The sequence below is a fragment of the Endozoicomonas sp. NE40 genome, assembly GCF_040549045.1.
Lineage (GTDB): Bacteria > Pseudomonadota > Gammaproteobacteria > Pseudomonadales > Endozoicomonadaceae > Endozoicomonas_A > Endozoicomonas_A lisbonensis.
Genome location: NZ_JBEWTB010000003.1, coordinates 19,776 through 38,625, shown reverse-complemented (window position 1 = coordinate 38,625; position 18,850 = coordinate 19,776). Strand labels below are relative to the sequence as shown.

8 protein-coding genes are annotated in these 18,850 nt (G+C 49.8%); all 8 read left to right on the top strand.

The features are described 5' to 3' along the window. Nucleotides 1-16 precede the first annotated feature (16 nt). The 8 genes from V5J35_RS23925 (at nucleotide 17) to V5J35_RS23890 (ending at nucleotide 18,848) form a co-directional block, all read left to right on the top strand. A complete protein-coding gene (locus tag V5J35_RS23925; protein ID WP_354011462.1) occupies nucleotides 17-622 on the top strand; it encodes a defense against restriction DarA-related protein in 606 nt (201 codons plus the stop codon). A 269-nt stretch (nucleotides 623-891) separates the two neighbouring features. Continuing rightward, entirely contained in the window at nucleotides 892-4,020 is a 3,129-nt protein-coding gene (locus V5J35_RS23920) for a defense against restriction DarA-related protein (RefSeq protein WP_354011463.1), read from the top strand. A 62-nt stretch (nucleotides 4,021-4,082) separates the two neighbouring features. Beyond that, nucleotides 4,083-4,340 carry an antitoxin gene (locus tag V5J35_RS23915; protein ID WP_354011464.1) on the top strand — a complete coding sequence of 86 codons (258 nt, stop codon included), beginning with the start codon at nucleotides 4,083-4,085 and terminating at the stop codon, nucleotides 4,338-4,340. Nucleotides 4,341-4,348: 8 nt separating this feature from the next. Next, on the top strand, nucleotides 4,349-4,741 hold the full coding sequence (locus V5J35_RS23910) for a type II toxin-antitoxin system VapC family toxin (RefSeq protein WP_354011465.1): 393 nt from the start codon (nucleotides 4,349-4,351) through the stop codon (nucleotides 4,739-4,741). A gap of 104 nt (nucleotides 4,742-4,845) precedes the next feature. Then, nucleotides 4,846-9,402 (top strand): defense against restriction DarA-related protein, encoded by a 4,557-nt coding sequence (locus tag V5J35_RS23905; RefSeq protein WP_354011466.1) that lies wholly within the window; start codon nucleotides 4,846-4,848, stop codon nucleotides 9,400-9,402. After that, a complete protein-coding gene (locus tag V5J35_RS23900; RefSeq protein ID WP_354011467.1) occupies nucleotides 9,402-9,755 on the top strand; it encodes a hypothetical protein in 354 nt (117 codons plus the stop codon). The genes V5J35_RS23905 and V5J35_RS23900 overlap by 1 nt, the downstream gene beginning before the upstream one ends. Continuing rightward, nucleotides 9,756-11,270, top strand: a complete 1,515-nt coding sequence (locus tag V5J35_RS23895; protein WP_354011468.1) for a hypothetical protein — start codon at nucleotides 9,756-9,758, stop codon at nucleotides 11,268-11,270. A 69-nt stretch (nucleotides 11,271-11,339) separates the two neighbouring features. Further along, nucleotides 11,340-18,848 carry a helicase-related protein gene (locus V5J35_RS23890; RefSeq protein WP_354011469.1) on the top strand — a complete coding sequence of 2,503 codons (7,509 nt, stop codon included), beginning with the start codon at nucleotides 11,340-11,342 and terminating at the stop codon, nucleotides 18,846-18,848. Nucleotides 18,849-18,850 lie beyond the last annotated feature (2 nt).

The following is an 18,850-nucleotide window of genomic DNA, read 5'->3' as shown; positions in this document are numbered from 1 at the left end:
AAACTGTATGGAGGCCATGATGGCTAATCAACGTTACCTTTCTTTCGACTTCAAAAACTTTAACGAGAAAGGCCTGAGCAAGGTCAAAAAAGAGTTTGAATCTAACGGCCTGGTTGTCACCAGCATCGATGCCGATAACCGTGTACGCCGTCAGTCTGGCGTCCCCACAAAACGGGCAACATTCAATATTGCCGATGGTCAGCAAGTGGTGCTGCAGGCAACGTCTGAAGGGGCTGTATTCCAGGTACGTCTGAATTCCAGAGTTATCCCGGTCAGGGCAGTTGATAATCTGAAAGCGGCTATTGCTGAGATCAGCAACCGTGTCAAAGCCAACTCAAGCCAATTCCAAAAAGCTCGCCGTCGTCGTGCAACAGCCCCGAAAAAAGTGGATAAGGCAACCGTCGCACGCACCAGTGCAAAGGCCCGTATTGTCCTGTACCAGCAACAGGCAGAAGAGCTGCAGCAAACCGTCAACGAACTGGAAGAGCGCAAGCAAACCCTGTCTGCCCAGGTCAGCGAAAACGAGGGATCAATCAGCACCCTGACCGGTCAGATTGAAGAAGCCAAGGCAGAGAATGAGCGCCTGCAGAGTGAACTGGTATCGTTGGGTGAGGCTGCGTGATGGAGGATTTTTTTGACAGTGCTGCTGAGCAGACATTAAGGCAACAAAATATTACCGAGGGGAAACGCTTACTTAGAAATGTCATTCGTACATACAGAGACGAGCTGTTTGGAGTTTACAGAAGGGAGCTTGATAAGGACTTTAATCCAAGAGCTAAGGGGAATGGATGGATTGCTTTTCTTTTCGGTCGCCCAGGAGTAGCGCCTAAGTTTCAGCCTGGTGCAGGCATTTCGCATATTCTTGCGAAAAGAAACTGGGAAAAAACCTATATGGATGAGGTACGCCATAATGGCGGTCTGGACGTATTGGACAAAATGATTCAGGTGCTTGTTCAGGGTGAAATCAGTGCTCCTGATGCCAGAAACTTAGAAATAAAACTGGGTGATAATGTTGTTGTTCTGGCTAAAAACTCCCTAGATGGACGAATGGCTGTGAGTGTCCCAAGCAAACAAGCGAATGAAGAAAGGGATAAACGTAAGAAAAAAAAGGGTAAAGGCAAAAAAGATCAAAAAGGACAGAGGCGACAAGTACCCGACAGAGATCACTGGATTGTAACTGCATTCGAGGAGCATAAGAGCTACCACGAAAAGTTAATGCCAAAAGCTATTGAAAAATGGAAAAAAGCAGGAAGCCCACAAGCAAGTGAGTTTATTTACGAAAGCAGTAGTGAGGTAAGTGCCGATGAAGCAGGTGGGCGGCTAAGCCTACATGGGAACACCGGACAAGCCGATGTGTTCTCCTGCTCTACGCATTCTGGGTTTCCGTGGGCATCCGAAGACTTCCTAACCCAGCATGGGAGCGGCACAACCCAGATACTAGGCGAAATTAATAAAAATTACAAATTTAATTCGCTCGGAAGTGCCAGATTAACCCCTGAAATTGTCTTTGATGAGGCTGGATTCACTGAAAGGCGGCTTAATTCCATCATGGAGAGCCTGACCTCAGACGATGAGCATTTGTTGTTTGAAACCGAATCCATTGATGTGCTGGACGCCGCTTATAACCCCGGTGAGCTGTTAACTGATCAGATGATCCTGGATGCTGTAACGTCCCGATATGGGAATGGGTTTACTCGCACCGTTAGAGCTCTCGCCCGGGTGCTGTCCCGACAGTCCGATAAGCTGGAAGTCATGGAGCCGATCATTGGTAAACCTCGCCGTGCTGGTGGCTTTGCGACTGTTACTGCCCAGATACCGATATCAGACGGTCAAACGGTCAGCATTGTATTCCATGCGCCGGATAGTGCCGGCCGGATACAGTCCGGTGATTTTCTGATTGCTTACAGATGGCTGTTAAATAAACGTGATGTGACGCATGTTGTTGCCCCTGAAATGACTCAGCGTGGCGTGATGAAAGATATACCACTGGCAACCGTTGGCCGTCGTGTTATGCAGCTTGTACACCGCAACAGTGCCAGGTTTGTCGCCCAGTCCGAACAGGTAGCCCAACAGCGTAAAGCGGTCCAGGAATCAGAGCTACTGATTGAGCAGTTGAGCGAGCGCAGTAACAAGCTACAGTCTGAAATCGATATCCTTGAAGAAGATGCCCACGAATACCAGGCAAAAGCCGACCAGATGCGGCTTGACCTTGCTAGTCTGGAGAATCGTAACCGGGCATTGGCAAACCTGCGCCCAAGGGGCTCCAATACCCGCAATATTCGGGCGCAAGATATGGAAATTGAAACCCGCCTGGAAGTGGTGGCTATTGATCAGCTGATTACGTCTGATCAGGATAACTTTGACCAGAGCTTGCAGCCCAGGGACAGAACCCGGGAGTCATCAAAAGAGCAAATTCGCAGCATCATCCGGAACTTTGACCCGAATCAGCTGTTAGATGCGCCTACCGCCGATACAGGCGCTCCAATCGTCAGCCATGACAATCTCGTTGAATCGGGCAATGGCCGCACCATGGCTATGCGTGAGATTGTTAAGGATGAGCTGTTGCATCGTCGCTATGCCAAGGCGGTTAAGGAAGCGACCGGGCTGGATTTAAAAGCGGGTGAAATGCTTATCCGTCGCCGTACCACTGACCTGTCAGAGGATGACCGGATTCTGTTCACGAAAAAAGCGAACCAGATGACGGTCAGCAAAATGAGCGCAACGGAGCAGGGTCTTTCTGATGCCAGAATGATTGACGAAGCCATGTTGTCTGACTTCAAAGGTGGTGATATTACCGCAACCGCCAATAACCAGTTTGTCCGGTCGTTTATTGGCAAGCTGCCAGTCAATGAACATGGTGACTTGCTGGACGCTCATGGTGGTCTGTCTCAGTCTGGTGTGGCTCGTATCCGTAATGCCCTGTTAGGTGCTGCCTACGGTTCGCCCTCAGTGATGTCACGTATCACCGAATCAACAGACGACAATGTTAAGTCTATTTCGGGTGCGCTGGTGGACGCTGCCCCGGCGATTGCGCAGCTGAAAAGAGACGTTGAAGCAGGACGGGTAAAAGCAGACTTTGATATCTCAACACAGATTGCTGAAGCCGCTGGAAAGGTCAGCCAGGCACGGCAGAACCGTACAGCCATCAGCGAATTACTGAGCCAGGCTGATATGTTGTCTGCGCCTGACCCGGTAACAGATGAGCTGATCAAGTTATTCCACAATCCGGAACTGACCCGGGCTATTGGTCGTGACAAGATAGCAGTATCACTGATCACCTACGCCGATCAGGCAAGACGTGAAACCGTGGACGATACCCTGTTTGGTGATGACTTTGATATCAGTCCGGAGCAGATACTTCAGGATATCAACCAACGTCGTGAAGCGGCTGCTAATCAGTCCAGCCTGTTTGATTGTGCGACTCAATTCTGGCTTAACCCATACTTTGACGGTATGCGTTTAACCAGTCAGGCAACAACAGACGACGAATTCAGTCCGCTGCAAGTGGATGCTGCTATGTCCTGGCTGGAAGAAGGTAAAGGGGCTGAATGGCTCCAGCAACCGACCACTGTTGACGTGCTGGATTCGGCTTACAACCCCGGTAAAGCAGAAACAGACAGTTTCATTCTGGACTCTGTTGCTGGTGAAGGTGGCAACCGTCTTGCTGAGATAGTGAAGCAGGCGTTTAACCTGAACCTGCCTGAGAACCGACAAATCGTTGATAAACCTGTCATCGGCACACCCCGCCGCTCTGGTGGGTTTTCTAATGTGACGGTTCAGCTGCCACTGGCAGACGGTCAGACCATCAGCACGGTACTCCATGTACCCGACAATACCGGGCGTGTTCATACCGGTGATCAACCTGTTGCTTATCGCTGGATGCTTAACCAACGTGATGTCACACAGACGGTTGCGCCAGTAGCAGAACTACAGGGCGAAATGCGTGATATGCCGCTGCAGACAGTTGGCCGTCGTATGGCGCAGCTGGTACAGGCAAATGGTGAGCGGCTGGCCGCTTAATCGACCGGATTTTTGTCAAACTCTCTGGTATATACTACGGTATATATCAGAGGGTAAGGCAAATGGAGGTTATCAAAATGCGGCAAACAGCAAAGCTCTTCAAGAATGGTCGATCCCAGGCCGTCAGACTACCTGCAGAGTTCCGCTTTGAAGGGGACGAAGTTTATATAAGGCGTGATGAGGAGACAGGCGAGGTCATCATATCGGCAAAAGCCGGGCACTGGGATGACTTTTTTGCTCTTGCTGATAAAGCGGGAGTGCCTGATGAGTTTATGGTTGAAAGGGATAATGATATTGAGCAACCGAGGGAGTTGTTTTGAAGCGATATATGCTTGATACCAATACAGCCAGTTACATCATCAAAGGGAATGTCGAATCAGTCAGGGAGCGGCTGAAGGATGCTCCGGCCGGTTCGGTTTGTGTCTCTTCAATCACGGCTGCTGAATTGCTCAAAGGGGCTGCAAAGCTACCAAAAGAATCAAAGCTGCCGTTCCTGGTTGAAAATTTTCTCTCACGAATAGAAGTGCTGCCGTGGGCTTTTGACGAAGCGAAAGGCTACGCCGAATTTCGCACCCTGATTGAGTCAAAGGGGAAGTCGCTCGGCTGCATGGATATGCTAATTGCCGCACACAGTCACTCTTCTGGAACTGTTCTTGTCACCAATGACCAGGCGTTCCACAAGCTCACATTTGCTTTAAAGGTTGAGGACTGGGCGAGCTGATATTCTTGCCCGTTCCCTGCAAAAACTTATTTTAATCGTCAAATGGGTAGTCCGGCTGAAATTATGCCGCCTACCCATTTTTTTGATGAGATAAGGCCTGCTTAATGAATGGAATCCGTCTCACTCATGAAATCGTGCTGGGAGAAGCCGGTTTTTCTGAGTCTGAATTACGTGACGCATTTTACACGATGGTCAATGATGGCGATCCTGACCTTTTAACTGAAACCGCTCCTGTTGATGTGCTGGACGCCGCTTATAACCCTGGCGTACTGATCACGGATGAAATGATCATGGACGCAGTGACCGCCAAATACGGTAACAGGTTCCCCCGTAAGATGGCGGCTCTTGCAAGGGCATTCAACCGAGCATTACCCAACGATAACCAGATCACAGACGAGCCTGTTATTGGTGATCCTCGCCGGTCAGGGGGCTTTGCCCAGGTAACGGTACAATTCCCGTTTAACGATGGTCAGGTGGTGAGTGTCGTTTTTCATGCCCCTGACGCCGATGGTCGAATCCGTCCGAATGATTTTCTGATTGCATATCGCTGGCTGTTAAACAAAAGAGATATCACCCACATCGTCGCCCCGGAAATGACCCAACAGGGCATCATGCAGGATATTCCACTGCAGACGGTTGCCCGTCGTGTGACTCAGCTGGTGACTAAAAATAGCGAACGGTTCCAGGCCAGAAACAAAGAGCGTCAGGAGCAGAAAGACAACCTGGAAGCCAGTGAAAGGCTGGTGGAAGTGCTGGATAGCCGTATCAATGTGCTGACTGATGAAGTGGGCGAACTGGACACCCTGACAGAAAAAAAACAAGGTAAAAAGACTCAGCTAACCGTTGAGCTGGAAGAGTGGAACGGTCGCAATGCAGACCTGCTCGCACAGATTGAGCAATCAAAGTCAGCCGCTAACAACAATGTTGCTGAACTGAAAGCAGAGATGGAAAAGTGGTCGGCCCGAGCCAAAGGGCAAAGCCTGGAAAACACCACTCCTGACGAGTACCTGGCTACTCTGGATGAGTACACTGCCGCTAAATCACAGCTGGTTTCTGACCTGAATTCGTTAACGGTTCCGGCATTAAGCAAACTGGTTGGCGTCAAAGAAGACGTAATTTCCAGTGCCGGCCGTGAAATCACTGTTAATGGCTGGCTATCCCGCAATATTGAGCCCTGGCTAACGCCGTCCCGAAGCGAGCTGCCGGACACAGAGCGCCGCCACTTTGCCAGAGCGGTCAGTCTGGAACAGAAACGTGCTGCCCTGATCGAATGGAAAAAAGGCATCGAGGAAGAGGTAGAAGACGATACGCCAATGCCAATGGCTGACGTAGATGGCGTTAAGAGCCAGCTGGCAAAACTGGAGAATTCCGACAAGATCACGGCAAAAGAGCGCAGGCTGTATGCCAAGGTTCTTGGCGTATCCCAGAAACGGAAGGGTGAGAAAGCGGCTGATACCGATCAGCGCCTACGCAACACCTACAGCCTGTATAACAGCCTGAAGGGTAAAAACCCCGGACACCTTGAGGATGAAGGCCCTGACCGTGAAGAGCTGATTCGTATGGCTAAGCTGGCCGGTCTTATGGGTCAGAACGTGAAGGGTACTAGCAAGTCTTTGTACTGGCTGCGTAACGAGCTGATCAAGTGGGCAAATAGCATCAGTCAGCGTACTTTCAGCGGCGACCAGGCTGTATCAGCGCTGACAGCGATCCGTGATATGGCAAAAGCCAAGGAGCCGATTCGGGTTTCACACCTTAAACGTCTGGGCGAAATGGCGCCAATGTATAAAGACGTTGACGTATATACCCAGGGTGATCAGATTCTTGCCAAGGTTCTAAACCATCAAGAAGTCTTGCCACCTGAAGGGGGCCGCCCGGATAACGAGCTGTACGAGCGGTTTGATCGTTTCATGGACGACCCGGTTAAGTTCTTTACTCCCATTGCAAAAGAAATTGCTAACGTCATCGACGGTATGCTTGACCGCATGAGGGAAGCCGGTAATACCTCCATGTGGCCGACCATCTTTCAGGATGAGGTAAAGGCTTTGTTTGTGGCTGGTGGTTTTCCGGATGACGTGGCTGAAAAGCTGGCACAAACCAGGGCATTCTTCAGCGTGGTAATGTTTGATGAGCTGGAAGAGCTGTTGGAAATTGCCGGTGGCTCTGCGTCTGACAACCGAATCATCAACCCTATCCAGATTGCGACCGACCTGGCATCCAGTCTTAGCCGCTCCGGCTGGGACGTTGACCAGAATGGCAACGAGCTGAGCATAACCAGTCAGACCCGAAGGGGTAAGAAAGGGCAGTGCTTTGGTGACATCATTGTAGACAACACCGGCCTTATCCAGGCTAAAGGGATATATGACGGAGCTGGCTACATTGAGAGCTTTAGCTCTTCCAATCCTGATGAAATTGTCTCACGACTGTCTGACCTGGTAATCACCGGATCACTGCCGGCCGAAGTCACTCTGAGAGTCGGTGATATGGACATCAACGGTCAGACTGTCACCATCCACGAAGTTGATCATGACACACAACGAGTAACCGGTTATAACGGTGAAATCCTGAAGTTTGACAAGTTTGAAGAGCGCCACGGTGTTCAAATCAAACGTCGCCCGAAGTTAACAGACGATGGAAGCCTTGAATACCTGAATGCCCGTATGGCTCAGCTTGAGGAAGATATCGACCTGAAAAAACAGTACTCCCATGAAAACATTCGGGCAGAACTGCGGGAGCTGGGCAAGCGTAAAGCTGAAGCCGAAGGCGTCAACGATATTGAAATCACTGATGAGCTGGTGGACTTGTACCGCAATTCCAACTACATCGAGGATATCGTTAAGTGGTCAAAAGAACAGGGTTATGACGGCAACTTTGGCTATCACCTGTATGCAAGGGTCGAAGAAGAAGCACTAAAACGCCGTCAGGCTGAAAATGACGCCCGTCCTGAAGTAAAGATCGGGAAGCGCATCTTTGCCCACCTGCAAACCCACTATAAAGCCAGGCCCGGCGAGGCTGGTCGCAGTGTCGTTATCCGCACTGGTGCAGGTAAGGTCTATGTCCAGCAACCTGAAATGAGTGAAGACGGCACACGTTTCATCCTGAAGGCGACGTATCATGGTGATAACACCCATGATATGACGTTTGACTACAAAGACAGTCAGTTTGAAAAAGATTATCCGGTTGTTGATGGCCTGATTATGGATTCAGCCAAGTCTGTGCTGGACCAGGTAGGTACGGATATCCGTGACTTTGTTTCCCGCTTCAAAACCGCTACCGACACCAGTGACCTGCCTGAATTCGGTGAAAACCTGGATAAAGCGAAAGGCTTGGAAAGGAAAGACATTGCAGCCCTGATTCGTAAACAGGTCAAAGACGATACCGAAAGCGGTAAGTTGCCCAGTGGATTGAAAGTCAGCGTTAGAACAGAACCCGGCAGAAGCAAATCTATAAACCTGACAGTCACCAACCTGCCTGAGTCAATCCCGCTCTGGAATCCTGACTATCTGGCAGACCCGGATGGCGACGTTTTCAGGGGAGGCACAAATTCTTATCACAGGGAAGCAACCGCATTACTGTCCCGGCTGGAAGCCATTGGCAACCAGTATAACGATAGCTGGGGTGATCCTTACGCCGACTACGGCAAAGAGAAAAACTATTACTATTTCGCAAAGATTGACCACAATATTCAGTCCGAGCGCCGTGAATCAGAAAAACACAGCAACAACCCCACAGAAGATGAAATTTATGACGTAACAAGCCGGATAATGGCTTATGCGCTCTCACCGGAAGACGATAAGAGTAAAGTGCTGTTGCGCAGTGTCGTCCAGGGCGATGGGGACACCTACGAGCCTGCATTAGAGGAATATCTAAAGGTTTTACCGTCCAGGTCACTCGGTCATAAAAGAAACAGACAGGGTATTGCTCTGAGAAAAATATGGCATGACCACGGCTCTGTCGAAGACTTACGAAAACTGTTGATTGACCATAGAAACAGTGAGCGAAAGCAGCCTGAAGCAAAGCCAAAAACTGAACAGGAAGAGTTTCAGGGTGAAGAGTTTGACGTAATTTTGCATGACCGAATGTTAGTGAATTATCAGGCGAAAAACCCGGTTCCTCTGGATGAAGGGGAGAGCCTCCTTAAGTCGGAAATCATTTCTGAAAAAACCAAAGTTTCAAAGCGTGATCAGCAGGCTTTTGATCTGCCGGAAACTATTGATGCCTGGCGATTGAGTGTTATTGAAACGGAAGAAGGCACAAAAAGCGGTAGCCTGGAGTATATGGCTGATGGAGGTAGTGCTGGCGGGACTAAGCGGTATGCTGAGTTTAAACGCTTAGAGCACGATGCGATTAGCCGGGTAGCTGACAAGCAGCATAAAAAGTTGATTGCAATGATGGAAAGTAATGAATCTGATTTGTTGTCTGAATCAGACACAAAGCCTGATAGTAATTCGGTAAAGGCTGAAGTTGATAGCAGTAACAATCCAGAATCCATCCTGAACCAGATCATTGCAGGCGAAACCGGCGACTTTATGGAAAGCGCCAACGCCCTGACCCAGTTAGGCGAAGAGCTTGAAGCCAACGGCACGGCAGAACAATACAGTGACCTGATTGACCAGGCTGTTGCGAAAATCATGGAGCTTGAAGCGGCGGAGGGTGCAGTCTGATGAGTGTTTCAGCCCTTGAGAAAATCAAGCTGGTGACTGAATCAGCCAAACTACGGAAGCAGGTTAAATCCAGCACCAACCCCATTGCCAAAATCAATGCCGTTAAGCGCCTGGCTGAAATACGGACTTTGCTGGGAGTCGGCAGTAAGCCCAAACCTGAACCGGAGCCAGAGACAAAAACCGAAGTAACGGAAAAAACTGACTTGGAAAAATTGAAGTCAGATGACTGGTATCCCCTGAGCCCTGCGCCTTTCATTAACAAGGTGACGGAGCTGGTGGACGGGGGTATCGCTACCCTGTCGGAAGGTATTGACGCCGTATCCGGATACCTGCTCAACAGGGGGATTAGTTAAGTGACCGATCTGGCAGTAGTTGACCCTGCTGCCAGTGGTTTTATCCTGGACCGGGCAACCAAAGCAAAGACTCAGCTCAAAGGTGTGAAATCACTGGATGAGCTGAAAGCTGTGTTTTGGCGGTTGCTGGATGATCCCGCTGGCGAAACTTACGGCAGGGGAAGAGACTTATTTAAAATCATGGACTCCAACGCAAAACCCTTTGAGCGCATTACCGCTGCAGGTGAATTTACCTCACTGGTTGAAAAGCTGAAAACCATGTACCCGGAAATGCCTGAGCATGATCTGATTGAACGATTGTCAGGCGCATCGGCAGAACGGTACAAGTCCCTCACTAAAGAGCTTTACGAATATCAGGTAGGTCAAACCTGCGACGTTTCAAGAAGCTGTTACACCCGTTTTTTAAACAGCGTTAAGCCTGTCTCTAAGCCGCTGGCAGAGCTGGCTGAGGCTGCGCAGTCTGATGCGTTGGCTGGTGATAATACTATTGGCTTTGCCGGAGGTTATACGGTATCTAAAGCAAAAGAGCTGATTGATCAAATACACGACCAGTCTCCCGTTACAGACAAAGAAGCTAAGGAATTTGTTCGCAAGATTAAATTCAGCTCTTCCGTGGTGGGTAAGCTGAAGCGTGCCGGTTATCCGGTGGCTGAGGTGCGTAAAGACCTGGCTGAGCTCTATAAGCTCATGCAGGGACGTGTGCCATTGTTCAATATGGATACTGAAGGCAAAGCCCGAAGCTATGCCCGTCATTACACGGTATTCCCCGGTACTGCATTCAACAAAGAAATTCTGTTTCATGAGGTGGGCCATATTATTGAGCGGGGCAACGATGCCATTCTGCGAGCATCACATCACTACAGGGATACAAAGGCAGAAAGTCCCAAGCCTGTATCTTTGCGGGAGTTAACCGGTAGCGGCTTTTACGATACCGATGAAGTGGCACTGCCAGACCATTACATCCACCCGTATGTAGGGAAAGTCTATAAGCACCAGGCCAGTGAAGTGCTGAGCATGGGTTTACAGTACTTTGCCAACCCTGAAGACCTGGCAAAGCTGGCTGTCAGCGATCCACAATTTGTTGCCCTTGTGACTGGCGTCATTCTGGGCGTCACCGATGAAGACAAGGCCCGTCTGGAGCGTGAAAACAGGGAGTACAGCAAACGTCAGGCGTTCTACAGCGAACTGAATGAGCTGGCTAAAACCGTCAAATGGCAGGAAGAGAGGGTTCCCGTCGATATCAATGGCGGCAAGTACTGGCAGTATTTTACTTACATCGAAGGCCGTAAAGAATTCGGCTATGCCATGGTCAAGTTCAACAAAGAGCGCAAGCGCATAGGGCGGCTGATTGACCATGAAAACGGCGAATATATTGACCGTGGCCCAACGGGGCGGCATCTGACAGAAGAGGAAGCCAGGCAGTCAGTATTGCTGAATAACATGGGTAAAGACCCGGCTGTTATTGCTAAGGGCTCACTGCCGGAGTGGTATCAGGCAGGGCTGTTGTCCGGTTAAAAAAGTTTTTAACCGCTTTTCACCCGCAAGGGCGGAACAATCACCGATTCGTTCACAATCAGGTGAGTTATGTTCCGCTTTTCCATATCCGCACCCAACGGAACACCCGTTGAGGTCACGATACCGTCCAGCTGGCACGAAGCCGCAAAAGCTGATTACAACGGTGATCCTTCCAGTGTCAGAGCTGTAAAGAATTACATTCAAAGCAATGGCTACACCCCATTTGGCGTATTGGCGACAAATCCGGACAGAATTGCACCTCAGTCAGTCCATTACACGTTTACCACGACCGATGCCTTTAGCCTGGAGATTCTGGCAGGCACACCGGGAAACTATAAAAATGAGCTGCGTCCAAAAACAAACAACACTCAGGATATCGTTTTAGACGACGCCAGCACCCCGTCATTGCGTGATCGGCTAAAAGCGGTCACAAGTATGGCAGAGCTTAAAACGGTGTTCTGGGAGGCTCTGAATGCCGCTGAAGCGGCAAAAGACGACGGTTCCAGTAAAAAACGTCTGAACGATGGGTTCCAGAACCCTGAATTCGGTCTGAAGGCATTTGGTCAGAAAAACCGTAAAACCCTCAACGACAAGGCCCGTGACATTGTTAATTCGGTTAATGATCCCGCTGAACTGAGCGACGAACAACGTGAAATACTGGTGCAGTACTCCGGTCGTGGCGGTCTGGATGGTGAAATTGACGGCCAGCAAAGCGAGTATTACACGCCCACCCCGATAGCCGAGGGTCTGTGGGATATGCTGGAAGAAAACGGCTTTGCTAACGGCAATATGCTGGAGCCATCGGCGGGTAGTGGTGTATTCAGTGCCACTAAACGACCAGGCACGATCATGACTGCCGTAGAGCTTGATCCCACATCATCCGGCGTAAATGCCTTGCTGCATCCTGACGAGGATAATATTAACGCTGCGTTTGAAGAGGTCTGCACCCGTACAGAAGACAACACCTACGACAGTGTTATCGGTAACGTGCCATTTGGCAAAGGTCGAACAACGGCGCATCTGGACAATGACCCGGCATACCGTAATGAGCAGTACATTGAGCGCTATTTTATCCATAGGGCAATAGACAAGGTTAAACACGGCGGCTTGATAGCCCTGATCGTACCGCACCGGGTTATTTCCGGCGAAGGCAGTTTTATTAAGTTTCGCCGGGCCATTAGCTATAAGGCTGAATTTCTGGGCGGTGTTCGTCTGCCTGAAGAAACATTCGGGGATAAAAACGCCCAGGGTACAAGCACTGTGACTGATGTCATCCTGCTGCAAAAGCACCCTGAAGAGCTGTTTAACAAGATCAATGACCTGTCTGAAGATACCCTGAAAGAAACCAACGTCCTGTATGAAAAATTCATCCGTGGTAAGTGGTTTGAGGGTAGCGGAAGTCGCTGGATTGCCGGGGCTGAAGGCGGCGGCTGGGGCGGTCGTATTGCGGTTAAGGCCGGTAATGAGCTGAAAGGCCGTGACAACCGTCCGGCACTGCTGAAAAGCCTGCGTAAAACTCTGGCGCAACGATTTGATTCCCGCATTGACTGGGCCTCTCTGGAAGCCGCTGAACCATCACCAAAGCTCTACCAGGATGGCGACCGTCGTTTTATCAGCGACCGTGAATATGAGCTGAAAGACGGTGAATGGGAGCTGGTGGACATCAAAACCGAAACCGCCGGTGGCATCAGTGCCGACGAGTACGGCGCCGACTCCATTGAAGGTATTCGCAGTAATTTGTCCAACCTGCAAGCCACTCTTGAGCTGAGTTATGACCAGCTGGGCGCCATTAAAAGCAAATACCCACGACTGTTATCGGATAACCAGAAAGACGCCATCTATTTTGCCTCATTACAGCCCGAGTCAGAGCGCAGTCTTGCCCTGCGTGGTGTACTGGTAGGTCAACAAATTGCAGATATTCGTGAACGCAACAACAGTGGTCAGGACGTATCGGCAGAGCTGGCAGAATCCCGCCAACTGGTAGAGCGGCTGCACAGCAAATACGGTGATCCCCGCAAGCACCGCAAGATCAAAATCAGAGGTCAGGGTTCCCATTACTTCAACGAGTTTGCCAACGCTAAAACCCCGGCAGGCGAGTTTAATGACTTCCTTTCTGGTGAAATGACACTGGATTCAGCGGCAGGCTTCAACGCTACCAACGTCCAGAGTATTGCTGAGTATCTGTTTAGTATTGCCGGTGAACGTCCGGTGACTGTCGAAAAAATTGCAGAACTCTATGAGGGCAACAAAACACTGAAGTCCATCGGTGATGTGGCTGAGTTTGAAGGCATATCGATCACTCCTGAAGGGCTGGTACTGCCCGACGCTCATTACCTGGCTGGCAATGTATACGAAAAGATTGACCAGCTTAACTTGGCGGCGGCCAGTAGTGACGATCCACGACTGCAGAAGAAATTACTGGATCAAATCGAACAGCTGAAAAGCCTGCGGGAATATGAAAAGCTGAGTGACCTGCGCATTACCATCGCTGATAACTGGGTTGATAAACAGTACGTTATCGAATTCCTGGAAGAGCTGGGTTATGACGATCTCAAATACACGATTACTGAAGATCAGTTCGACGAAAACGGCAATGTAACCGGTCAGACAGAAATCGATGACACCAGTCGTATGGGCGGCAGGTTTTCCGGTCTGAAGAAAACCGGTTTCCCTAACCAGATCATGAACTACCTTAACGGCGAACCCATCCGGGGCAAGGTAGCAGAACACCGGGCCAACCTGGCAAGCCTGAATGAACAGTTTGCGCTATGGTTACAGCAACACCCTGACTCGGAAGAAGTCGAAGAGCAGTATAACCGGCTGTATCATTCTGAAATCCAGAAACAATACTCCAGCGATAACCTGGAAATTGAAGGGCTAACCGATGGTGTTAAGCTCCATGATTACCAGTGCCAGGCAGTACGACAACTGTCTGAAGAGGGTAGGGGAATACTGGCGCACGGTGTCGGCTTAGGTAAGACATTCACAGCCTTAGCACTGGCTCAATATAATCAGCAAATGGGACGGGCTAATCGTACCTGTACTGTTGTACCTAAATCGGTTCTGACCAACTGGTATCACGAAGCCAGAGCCCTGTATAAGTCCATGGACGGCGTGCTGATTGTCGGCGTCTCTCCTGAACTGGGCGAAGATGGCCAGCCGGTCCAGGAGCCGGTCATTGAAAACGGGGAGCATAAGAAAAACAAGATTACCGGCGAACTGATGTACCGGGACAAGCTGAAAAAAGACGGCCCTGAAGTCATTCAGCAAAAGCTGTGGTCTATCCCGTCATCCAGCGCTATCAAGTCTGTCATCATGACATCACCGCTGTTTGGTCGAATCCCTGTCAAAGTGGATACCGTAGAGCAGTATGCTGGTGACTGGGTATCGAAAAACCTGATCAAAGAAAAGAATGCTGAAAAGTATCTTTCCAGCAAGAACTTCAAAAACGAGGCTTCAGTCACCACATCTGAGTCCTCCGGTTCCGGCTGGCGTGAAGCAGCAAAAAGAGCCCGCCTGAACCAGAAATACCGGGATGAAGGGACGGGCAAAGATAGCGCATTGCCGTATTACGAGGATATGGGCTTTGACAGCGTAATCGTTGACGAAGCGCATGAATTCAAAAACGTATACAACGGCGGTCGTGCCAGTGGTCGTATTGCCTACCTGTCCAACCCGTCAGTGTCCAACCGTGCGACCGATATGGCGGTTAAAATGGCACACCTGAAGGGCAAGAATAACGGCCGTGGTGCGGTTATGTTGTCAGCCACACCAATTACTAACTCGCCACTGGAAGTCTATAACGCTCTGTCTCTGGTCAGTGATATCGAAGTATTCGAGCGCATGGGTATCGCAAACCCCGATGACTTTATTCAAATGTTCGGCAAGACCGAAAGCCGTGACAGGGAAAACATCAAGGGCAAGATAGAATCGGTCGAGGCACTGGTGGGCTTTTCCAACCTGGGCGCATTGAGGGATATCTATTATCGCTACGTCAACCAGAAAACAGCCAAAGACGTGTTTAGCAATGCTAAGCAAGACCGATCAGCCCCTAAAGCGGTTGAGTCCAGAGAGTTTGTAGAGCTCAATAACGACGAGCAGGCTCAGTTTGAAATGTTGCGGGAAGAAGCCCGGGAAGCAGTATTCAGCAACGATGAGGATAGTAAAAAAGGCCGTCCGGTATTCAGCATCATGCGTGATATGGAGCGCCTGATGACGGATATGGATTTGTTCCATAAACAGATCACTTTCCGGTTCCCGGCTGGCACTAAAAAAGCCGTTGCCGCCATGGTTAAGGCTCTGCCCAAAGAGGTAACGGGTAAACGCTTTGACGACGTTGAAAATAAGGAAGTCAAAGTAACCATCAAGAAAAAAGCGAAAGTGAATGATCTGGGTGGAATGGTCGAACTGGTGATTCAGCAAGAGTATGAATCTCATATCGAGCAGGCTATTGGCGACAGTGCCGATTTGGATATCGGGCAGGTTACACACCCCGGCAACCCGAAATACAACAAGCTGGCCGCCAACGTTAAAAAGCATCTGGCAGACAACGGCAAGCAGATCATTTTCACGGAAGAGATTAACCAGCATCACCGCCTGGCTCGTTTTCTGGCGCACAATACGGACGGTTTGGAGGTTAACCAGATTGGCTTTATCAACGGTACTGATACCGCTAAAGAACCTCAGCTACAAGATGCCGTCAATAAGTTTAACCAGGGTGAAACAAGGGTCATCATCTGCAACAAAAAAGCCGAGGTCGGCATTAACTTGCAGATGGGAACAACCGCAATCCACCACACGTCTCTGCCCTGGAATCCCGCCAGTGTCGAGCAGCGCAACGGTCGAGCCGTGAGACAAGGCAACACCGCTGAAGAGGTTGCTGTTTATTATTACCTGGCTCGCAGCCAGTACGGTCAATCAATGGACGAGCGTCGTTTAGATATCCTGCAGCGTAAAGCGGACTGGCTGGATCGCCTGATGAATGGTGACGAAAAAGAAGCGGGTAACGCTGAAGCCCAGTCTGAAGATATCAACGAATACGATGACCTGCTTGAAGATGATCCGGAGCTGGTGGCCCAGAGACGTGCCGCACGTATCGCTAAGGCTCAGGCACAACGGGCAAAGCAGGAACGTGACCGTGCTTACTCAGAACTGTCTGGTCTGGTTAAGACGCAAGCCGCTCTGATGGAAATGTCTGACCATGCTCTAATCACTAATGTCAGACGTGAATCAGAACAGCTGGAGAGTGCGCTAAACAGAGGTAAGTTCTTTGATGCCAGCTACAGGCATCTTGAATATGCGGATAATCCAAAGGTAGAGGTTCGGGATCGCAAGCGGTTAGAGCAGCTGAAAAAGCACCTGTCCCGTCTCACCGACAAGGACAGACAGCGCAAGCTAAACAGCAAACTGAAGCAGGCAAAATCCAACCTGATGAATATCAAGAGCCGGGGCAATCTGCCTTTTGATGAGGCTCTGATTAACACACCGGACCAGGTATATAACATTCCCGGCACTCAGGTATTTGTTGCCAAAGGCCAGTACTGGGAATACAAGTGGAGCCTGTTCCAGGTATCTGAAATTGACAATATCAGTCGTAAGATCAGGCTGCAGACCATTGCCGGGTCAGCTTATGGGGCTCAGGACGACCTAAACCTGAAGCGAGGCGGCAGAACTCAAATTGACAACGGGCTGTGGCATATTCCTTTCGGGGTCTATCCATACGACAGAATGAACCTGACCAACTGCACCGCTGATGAGGTTAAAATCAAGCAGTTGCAGGGGCGTACTGATATCCGGTATACCGAGCTGCCATCCATGGACAGAGAAATGTTTCTGGCTCATGGTCATAAAGGGGTGTTTTATGATCACGCTAACCCGGCACTTTACCGTGACGAAAAGGGTGTGCTGTTCATTGAGAGCAACCCTGAACTAGCCTCTTTTGACCGTCTGGTATGGCCTGATTTGCAGGATGAAAAGCTGAAAAAAGAAGTAGCCGATATCCTGATTGAAAAAATGCGAGGTGATGGACTCAATGGATACTCAGACAAAATTCTGAAGCTGTTTTTTACAGGCAAGGAAGAGGTGCAAGGCTATGGCAAACAGGCTGTTGAACTGGACGTAAAAAGTGCTGCAATGAAAGCCTGGGAAGCCCACAAGGCAGAGCATACCGATATCGACTGGAATGATCCGGAGTCAGTAGACGGCAAGAGGTTCGGCTTTAGCAATGAATACACTCTGTTGTCACCCATGGAAAAATCAGCGACAGACCAGGGTGATAACATCATCCAGATTAAAAAATGGGTAGGAGAGGTCTATCAAAGCCTGAAGACAGAGCATCGGAAAAAGATGGAAGTCATCGAGGCGGAAAAGAAACGCAAAAACGCCGCTATTCTGGAGGGGAAGCGACAGACTGCGTTAAAAGTTGAATCGCTCCCTGTTTTTGATGAAGAAAACCCGCAACACGTCGAGGATTTAAAGCGAGCTGTATCACCGGAGCAATGGGGCGAAAATCTTTGGGCTCTGCGCTCACTTTACACGGACCAGGTGAGAGACGGTCAATTCAGCGAGGCCGAATACATTACCCTGGGTAAAAACCGTAAGCCCAACTCGCACGCTTACACCAGTCGGACGTTTGCGACTGAAGACGAGGCGAAGCAGTACGCTAACAGTGACCCGTCAATGATCCTGTACCAGACCGGTTTCAGCGAACGTAATAAGCCCGTCCAGTTTGGCAAGCACATCAGCGAAATAGGCGTTAAGACCGAGGTCAGTGACGAAAAACTGTTAGAGCTGATTCGTCAAAACAGGGCTGATTCAAACGGAGTGACCTATCCGGCCCGAGTCCTGATCGCCCTGGAAGATGAATACCTGGTTAGTGAGGATCGCATCATCGCCGCTGTGAAACAGTCTGACGATATGATGATCGGCAGTGACGGTATGATCGTAGATAAGGTCGAAGAGCTTCCGGAGGCGACCAGAGAGCAGGTTATAGCCACTGCCGTTGCTCTTGCGGTAGAGCGTGGCGATTCAATCAGGGCAACAGATGTTCGTCATAAATTGCGGGACAGTCATCAGCTGGAATCATTCCGCAGTGATATCCGTGAAGCCCTGGACGAGCATCCAGACTTTGAGAAGGTGAGTGGTAGTTATTATCATTACAACGGTAACGCTTCTGAAGAGCCTGCTATTGACCTGCCTGACGATTCAGACGCCCGTAAACCGGCCAAGGCTGGCTTTTTAAGTGATGCCCAGATAGGCAGCCTGGCCGATATGAAGATCACGGCCAGAGTCGTCGATAGTCCTGTTTCATGGAGCAAAGTTAAAAAGTTTAAGCGTAAAGGTGAATGGAAATCTAAAAAACAACAGGGTTCTGTACCTGCTGGCAGTATTTTCCTTGAGTCACAAGACGGTTTTGACGGAAGAACCGCCAAGTTGTTTAAGGATAACAAAGAGTCAAAAGCTAAATGGAGCGCTCAGTTTATTCAAGACCCTACTCCTGAGCTGATTGGTAAATGGTGGGTTGTTGGCAAGTCCGATGCCGACATTGATCAGCTGATTGAAGAATTGAGAGCGGCTTAATG